The 7,921-nt window shown below is 65.9% G+C and carries 6 protein-coding genes; 5 read left to right on the top strand and 1 reads right to left on the bottom strand.

What is annotated here, in order from left to right:
- From ACLQ62_RS05310 to ndk, 4 genes are all read left to right on the top strand, one after another.
- The coding region (locus ACLQ62_RS05310) for a class I tRNA ligase family protein (protein WP_411720625.1) at positions 1-2,208 on the top strand (2,208 nt) is incomplete at its 5' end.
- Positions 2,201-3,562 carry a bifunctional folylpolyglutamate synthase/dihydrofolate synthase gene (locus tag ACLQ62_RS05305; RefSeq protein ID WP_411720624.1) on the top strand — a complete coding sequence of 454 codons (1,362 nt, stop codon included), beginning with the start codon at positions 2,201-2,203 and terminating at the stop codon, positions 3,560-3,562. The genes ACLQ62_RS05310 and ACLQ62_RS05305, both read left to right, overlap by 8 nt.
- Positions 3,559-3,918 (top strand): DUF4233 domain-containing protein, encoded by a 360-nt coding sequence (locus ACLQ62_RS05300; protein ID WP_411720623.1) that lies wholly within the window; start codon positions 3,559-3,561, stop codon positions 3,916-3,918. The genes ACLQ62_RS05305 and ACLQ62_RS05300 overlap by 4 nt, the downstream gene beginning before the upstream one ends.
- A gap of 5 nt (positions 3,919-3,923) precedes the next feature.
- Complete coding sequence (gene ndk, locus ACLQ62_RS05295) at positions 3,924-4,337, top strand: nucleoside-diphosphate kinase (protein ID WP_411720622.1); 414 nt, start codon at positions 3,924-3,926, stop codon at positions 4,335-4,337.
- 220 nt (positions 4,338-4,557) lie between these two features.
- Here the strand turns inward: ndk and ACLQ62_RS05290 are convergent, their stop codons facing one another.
- Entirely contained in the window at positions 4,558-5,157 is a 600-nt protein-coding gene (locus tag ACLQ62_RS05290) for a vitamin K epoxide reductase family protein (RefSeq protein ID WP_411720621.1), read from the bottom strand.
- A 340-nt stretch (positions 5,158-5,497) separates the two neighbouring features.
- Between ACLQ62_RS05290 and ACLQ62_RS05285 the strand changes: the two genes are divergently transcribed.
- Positions 5,498-7,912 (top strand): Rne/Rng family ribonuclease, encoded by a 2,415-nt coding sequence (locus ACLQ62_RS05285; RefSeq protein ID WP_411720620.1) that lies wholly within the window; start codon positions 5,498-5,500, stop codon positions 7,910-7,912.
- Positions 7,913-7,921 lie beyond the last annotated feature (9 nt).

The following is a 7,921-nucleotide window of genomic DNA, read 5'->3' as shown; positions in this document are numbered from 1 at the left end:
GTCGACGAGGGCGGCAAGTTCCTGCCCGAGGTCACCGACGTGGCCGGCCTGCTCTGGTCAGACGCGAACAAGCCGCTCACCCAGGTGATCAAGGCCGAAGGGCGCCTGCTGCGTCAGGCCAGCTACGAGCACTCCTACCCGCACTGCTGGCGCTGTCGCAACCCGCTGATCTACAAGGCCGTATCGAGCTGGTTCATCCGCGTGCCCGAATTCCGTGACCGCATGGTCGACCTCAACGAGCAGATCACCTGGGTACCCGAGAACGTCAAGCACGGCCAGTTCGGCAAGTGGATCGGCAACGCCCGCGACTGGTCGATCAGCCGCAACCGCTACTGGGGTTCCCCGATTCCGGTGTGGAAGAGCGACAATCCCGACTACCCGCGCATCGACGTCTACGGCTCCCTCGACGAACTCGAACAGGACTTCGGCGTGCGGCCCACCGACCTGCACCGCCCGTTCATCGACGAGCTGACCCGGCCGAACCCGGATGATCCCACCGGCCAGTCGACGATGCGCCGCATCACGGATGTTCTCGACGTGTGGTTCGATTCCGGGTCGATGCCGTTCGCCCAGGTGCACTACCCGTTCGAGAACCGCGAGTGGTTCGACTCGCACAACCCTGCCGATTTCATCGTCGAGTACATCGGGCAGACCCGCGGCTGGTTCTACACACTCCACGTGCTCTCGACGGCCCTGTTCGACCGCCCGGCGTTCAAGAACGTCGTCAGCCACGGCATCGTTCTCGGCAGCGACGGGCAGAAGATGTCGAAGTCGCTCCGCAACTACCCGGACGTGAACGAGGTGTTCGACCGCGACGGGTCGGATGCCATGCGCTGGTTCCTCATGTCGAGTTCCGTCCTTCGCGGAGGCAACCTCGTCGTCACCGAGGAGGGGATCCGTGAGGGTGTCCGGCAGATGCTGTTGCCGCTGTGGAACACGTGGTACTTCTTCAGCCTCTACGCCAACTCGGCCCGGGAGGGCGGCTACGACGCGAAGCGCCGCACCGACTCCCCAGACGTGCTCGACCGCTACATCCTCGCCAAGAGCAGGCAGATGCTCACCGAGGTCACTGCGCACCTCGACGCCCTCGACTCGACGCTCGCTGCGGCGACCCTCCGCGACTTCGCCGACGTGCTCACCAACTGGTACGTCCGCCGGTCACGGGACCGTTTCTGGGTCGGCGTCGCCGATGACGGCAGCGGCAGCGACGCGTTCGACACGCTCTACACGGTGCTCGAGACCCTGACTCGCGCCGCGGCTCCTCTGCTTCCGCTGGTCTCTGAGCGGATCTGGAAGGACCTCACCGGTGGGCGAAGCATCCACCTGACGGATTGGCCGGACCCGGCTGAGCTGCCGGAGGACGACGTCCTCGTCCGCGCGATGGACTCCATCAGGGTCATCAGCTCCACGGTGCTCTCGCTGCGTAAGCAGGCGGGCCGGCGTGTTCGGCTGCCGCTTGCGAGCCTCACCGTCGTCGCCCCCGATCCCGCCGTGCTGTCGCGGTTCGAGGACATCCTTCGCGACGAACTCAACGTCAAGGAGGTGCGTTTCGTGCAGTTCGCCGAGTCGAGCGCCGCCGACTACGGCATCACCTCGCGACTCACGGTCAACGCCCGCGCCGCAGGTCCGCGTCTCGGCAAGAACGTCCAGGCGGTGATCAAGGCCGCACGGGCAGGGAACTGGAGCGAGAACGACGGCGTCGTCATCGCCGGCGGCGTCGCGCTCGAGCCGGGGGAGTATGATCTCGTGCTCGAGACGGCCGCGACGGACGGCAACTCGGATTCCGCGCTCGCACTCCTCACCGGTGGAGGGTTCGTCCTGCTCGACACGGCGACCACGCCAGCCCTCGAAGCAGAAGGACTCGCCCGCGACGTCGTCCGCTCGATCCAGGACACCCGCAAGGCTGCAGGTTTCGACGTCAGCGACCGGATCGCCCTCGGGCTGGTCTTCACCGACCCCGGCGACGCGGATGCCATCTCCTTCGTCACCGACGTTGACATCGCCGCCGAGACCCTAGCGACCAGTTCGTCCATCCATGTCCTCGACGAAGTACCGGAGGCCTCGCGGGCCGGCACCCCGGCTGAATGGCTCCCGGGGCTGTTCGGCGGACCGGTGGAGTTCTATCAGCAATTCGCGGCAGGGGCATTCGCGAACGCCGGATCGTTCACGGTGGCCGTGCGCCGCGCAACAAGGAGCATCAATGTCTGAGCACGACGAGGAATACGCCGAACAGGGCCGCGCGGTATATGAGGCGCTGCTCGCGCGCACCGGTGAGGCGGCGCCTCAGCCGCGCCTGGAGCCGACGAGGCGGGCTCTCGACCTGCTCGGGGATCCCCAGCGGGCCTACCCGGTCATCCAGATCGCGGGAACCAACGGCAAGACGAGCACGAGCCGGATGATCGAAGGCATCCTCCGCGGTTACGGCTTGCGGACGGGCCTGTTCACCAGCCCGCACCTCGTGCACTTCAACGAACGGATCGTCGTTGACGGCGAACCGATCTCGAACGAGACCCTCGTGCGCAACTGGGACGACATCCAGCCGTACATCAACATGGTCGACCTCGAACTGGAGGAAGCCAGCGAGGTTCCGCTCACCTTCTTCGAGGTCCTCACGGTGCTCGGCTTCGCCGTCTTCGCCGACGCACCCGTCGATGTCGCCGTCGTCGAGGTGGGCATGGGCGGCGAGTGGGATTCCACGAACGTCGCCGACGCGCAGATCGCTGTCTTCACGCCGATCGACCTTGACCACACGAACCGGCTCGGGTCGACGATCACCGAGATCGCCCGCACCAAAGCGGGGATCATCAAGCCGGCAGCGACCGTCGTGACGGCGGCGCAGCATCCGGAGGCCATGGCGCAACTCGTGAACGCCGCCGAACTCTCCGAAGCACCTCTCATCGCGCAGGGCATCGACTTCGAGCTGATCAGCGACGTCGTCGCGGTCGGCGGTCAGGTCCTCAACGTGCGGGGCCGGGCGGGCGTCTATCCCGACCTGTACCTGCCGCTCTACGGTGACCACCAGGGCCAGAACGCCGCGCTGGCGATCGCAGCGGTCGAGACCTTCCTCGGCAACGGGCTGCAGCGACTCTCGACCGACCCGCTCACCGAAGGGCTCGCCGAGGTCGAGTCGCCAGGCCGGCTCCAGCTCGTCGGTGTGGAACCCACCGTTCTCGTCGACGCCGCCCACAACCCGCACGGGGCTCGCTCGCTCGCCGCGGCGCTCGGCAAGTACTTCGACTTCCGCGAGATCGTGTTCGTTCTCGGGGTTCTCGGCGACAAGGACGCGGAAGGCATCCTCCAGGTTCTCGCGCCTCTCGCACAGCGGATCCACCTCACGGCATCCGCTTCGACCCGCTCGATCCCGGTCGACGAGCTCGCCGACCGCGCCCGGGCAACGGTCGATCCCGCGCTCGTGCACAGTTACGACAACCTCGAGGATGCTGTCTTCGAGGCTCGCGAATGGGCGAACGAGGGTGAGAGCAGACTCGTCGTCGTCACCGGCTCCGTCGTTCTCGCCGGCGAAGTGATCGAGCTGGCCGAAGAGAACGAGTGGAAGAAGTGAGGCGCCAGAAGCGCGGGGTGCGCCAGTCCCTCGCGTCGATCGTCCTCGCCTTCGAACTGATCGTCGTCTTCCTCGCCTCGCTCGTGGCGTTCGGACTCAAGGTCCAGCCGGGCCCGGTCGCGCTGATCGGCGGGGGAGTGATCTGCCTCGCGATCCTGTTCACGATGGCGCTGCTGCGCTACGACTGGGCTTTCGTCGTGGGCTGGATGCTGCAAGGCGTTATCGTTGCCACGGGCATCTTCGTGCCCGTGATGTGGCTCATCGGCCTGGTCTTCGCGGGCATGTGGGTGTACTGCATGATCGTCGGTGGACGGATCGACCGACAGAACGCCGCTACACAGGAAACGGAAAGTTGAAGCACATGGTTGAAGAAACACTCGTACTGATCAAGCCGGACGGCGTCGCGCGCAATCTCACCGGCGAGATCCTGCGCCGCATCGAGGCGAAGGGATATTCGCTCGTCGACATCCGTCTCGTCCAGCCGGAGCGGTCCGTGCTCGCCGAGCACTACGCCGAGCACGAGGGCAAGCCGTTTTACGAGCCTCTCGTCGAATTCATGCTCTCCGGCCCGATCGTCGCCATCCGTGTCGCAGGCAACCGCGTCATCGAAGGCTTCCGGATGCTCGCGGGCACCACGGATCCGACGCTCGCCGCCCCTGGCACCATCCGTGGCGACTTCGGCCGCGACTGGGGCCTGAAGGTGCAGCAGAACCTCGTGCACGGCTCGGACAGCCCGGAGTCCGCGGCGCGCGAACTCGAGCTCTGGTTCTCGTAGGCTCCACGCTCTCCCTCTTCGGCGGCATCCGTTTTTCGGGTGCCGCCGTTTTCGTTGCCGGGATGCCGCATCGCAAACGAGTGGCGCGAGGCCCGTGAGCGCCTCGGAGAGGCTGAGGGGGCCGGAATTGTCGCTCGGGGGTGGGTGGTCACAGCATCTTGGGACCCCTCGGCTGGCGGGAACAGCGTGTTGGGACCCCTCTCGCAGGAGGCGCCCCCGCTCAGAGGGTGCCGAGCACGTCCAGCCGGACCTGGGCGAGCACCGCGACGATGACATAGCAGGCGAGGGTGATCACGACGACCCAGCCCGAGAGCACGCCGGCGATTCGGCGCACGCCGACCGGTGCGGGCAGGATACCGGCGGCCAGATTGCGGAGTGTGACGACCCAGAACACCGGAATCGTCACCGCCCAGGTCACCAGGCACCACGGGCAGAGGGTGCCGAGCACGAAAATGCTCTGCGTGATGAGCCACAGCACAAAGGCGAACGCCGCAGTCACGCCGAGTTGGAAGAGCAACCAGAACCAGCGGTCGAACCGGGCGCCGGCGAGAAGCGCCGCACCGACAACGATCGGAGCAACCCACCCGGTGAGGCCAAGGATCGGGTTAGGGAAGCCGAAGAGTGACCCCTGTGGGGACTCAAGGTTGGCACTGCACTGCACCAGCACGCTGACATCGCAGGACAACTGAGCGTTCGGCGACTGGAGCAGCGAGAACTTTTCGACGGTGAGTGCGAAGGCAGCGATCCAGCCGATGACACCGGCGATCACCAGAAAAGTCGCGAAGCCGAGCGGGCGTCTCGCGATTTCGGGGGAGTTCACCCTCGGATTATGACATGGTGGGATGCCGCCTCCGCCGCGTCGACGCACGGCGACAGCCCGGACCGTGCGATAATGGCTTGACGAGAACAGGGCCGCGCCCTGGACCCGTACAACAGAAGGCTTATCGGGATTGCGATCGTAACGAAACGGTCGAGCCCCGGTGTTCGATGGAAACAGTATTTCGTCGGTCAACACGATCGACACAGAAGGTGCGTGACTAGAGCCAGAGGGCCGGTCGCTCACATACAGGATTTGCGGGGGGAACGCGCAAGCGGCTTCCCGCTCGAGATTTCCCGCAGGGGCGGCGCGGTCGCCCCGCCGGATGAGGAGTACACCAGTAATGGTGAATAAAAATTCAGACAGCAACCCGAACCCGCTGAACGACGAGATCGGCCAGGAAGCCGCAGGGACCGAAACGTCCGTGCTGGTGGAGTCGAGCGCCGAAGCAGTCGAGGCGCCCACCGACCCGGCCGTCGAACTCGAGGCGCCGTCAGCTCCGGTCTTCACCGGTGCGCCGACGACCGCGCTCTTTTTCCAGGCGCCTGACGTCAAGCCGCTGCCCCCGCGTGCGCGGAACGACGACGATGACGAAGACGACGACGAGGATGACGACGACGAGCCGTCGACCGTCCGCCGCCGTGCGCGCCGCCGTTCGAACGACGACCGCCGCTCGAACTCGAACGACCCGGCCAACACCGTCGTCAAGGTTCGCCAGCCTCGCGAAATTCGCGAGCCGCGCGAAGCGGAACTGATCACCGAACCCCAGCGGATCAAGGGCTCCACTCGCCTTGAAGCGAAGAAGCAGCGCCGCCGCGACGGCCGGGATGCCGGTCGTCGCCGCCCCGTCGTGACCGAGGCCGAGTTCCTCGCACGTCGCGAATCAGTTGACCGCAAGATGGTCGTCCGGTCCAAGAACGGCCGCATCCAGATCGGCGTCCTCGAGGACGGCGTGCTCGTGGAGCACTATGTCGCCCGCAACCAGGAAGCCTCGCTCATCGGCAACGTCTACCTCGGGCGTGTGCAGAACGTGCTGCCGAGCATGGAAGCGGCCTTCGTCGACATCGGCCGCGGCCGCAACGCCGTGCTGTACTCCGGCGAGGTCGACTGGGACGGCGTCGAGACCGGCAACCAGCCACGTCGCATCGAACTTGCCCTGAAGCCAGGTGACCGAGTGCTCGTGCAGGTCACCAAGGACCCGATCGGTCACAAGGGCGCTCGCCTGACCAGCCAGGTCTCCCTGCCCGGCCGCTACCTCGTCTACGTGCCCAACGGTTCCATGAGCGGCATCTCCCGCAAGCTCCCGGACACGGAGCGTGCGCGACTCAAGAAGATCCTCAAGGACGTTCTCCCGGACAACGTCGGCGTCATCGTTCGCACCGCTGCCGAAGGGGCAACCGAAGAGCAGCTCACGCTCGACGTGAACCGGCTCATCAGCCAGTGGGCCGAGATCAGCAAGCAGATGGAGAGCGTCCAGGCTCCCGCCCTTCTGCACAGCGAGCCTGACCTCCTGATCAAGATCGTCCGTGACGTCTTCAATGAGGACTTCCAGAGAATGCTCATCGCCGGCGACGACGCGCAGGAAGTCATCGAAAGCTACCTGCGTGGTGTCGCCCCCGATCTCCTCGAGCGTGTCGAACGCTACGAGGGAACAAAGGACGCGTTCGACGAATACCGCATCACCGAACAGATCGAGAAGGCGCTCGACCGCAAGGTCTGGCTGCCGTCTGGTGGTTCGCTCGTCATCGACCGTACCGAGGCGATGACCGTTGTCGACGTCAACACGGGAAAGTTCGTCGGCTCCGGGGGAAACCTCGAAGAAACCGTCACGAAGAACAACCTGGAGTCGGCCGAGGAGATCGTCCGCCAGCTTCGTCTGCGCGACATCGGCGGAATCATCGTCGTCGACTTCATCGACATGGTCCTCGAATCGAACCGCGACCTCGTGTTGCGTCGCCTGATCGAATGCCTCAGCCGTGACCGCACCAAGCATCAGGTCGCCGAGGTCACGTCGCTGGGCCTGGTCCAGATGACGAGGAAGAAGCTCGGTCTCGGCCTGCTCGAGTCCTTCAGTGAGCCGTGCGAGGTTTGCGCCGGTCGCGGCGTGGTCATCCACCACGATCCCATCGTCAAGCACCGCCAGAGCCCCCAGCCCGAGACCAAGCGTCGCGGCAAGGGTTCAGGGAACGACTCGAGGAACCCCTCGAACAACGGCAACGGCAACGGGAACGCCTCAAACGGCGGCGGTGCACCCAAGGTGCCTACCCATGCCATCACTGACGACGCCAAGAATGCTCTCGCCAAGATCGCAGCATCCACCATCGCTCATCACAGCGAAGAAGAGGCCGCGGTCGAGGCTCCGGCAGCCGAGGCTCCCGAACGGCGCACCGAGTCGCGGAGCGACACCCGCAACGAGTCGCGGAACGAACGCCGGAACGATCGCCGCAAGTCGCAGCAGCGCCCGCAGGTCGCAGTCGAGCCGGTCGACCAGCCGGCCCAGGAGACCGTCCCTCAGAAAGCACCGGAAACGGATGCCCCTGCACTCGCGATCCTGGACATCCCGATCGAGCCGGCTCGCCAACCGCAGCGAGTCAACGCCCGGACGGCTGAGGACCTGCTCGGCTCCGTTCTCGACGCGTTGCCTGAACCCAAGCAGCCGGGTAAGGGCCGCACCCGCCGCCGCCGTGTGACCACCGCTGCCCTCACCGGCACACCGGTCGCGCACGACGCCGACGCCGCCCACACCGCAGGCGAGTAGAGAAGGCGT

This window comes from Mycetocola sp. (genome assembly GCF_046716805.1).
In the GTDB taxonomy this organism is placed as follows: Bacteria; Actinomycetota; Actinomycetes; order Actinomycetales; family Microbacteriaceae; genus Mycetocola_A.
This window is presented reverse-complemented; position numbering and strand designations above follow the sequence as displayed.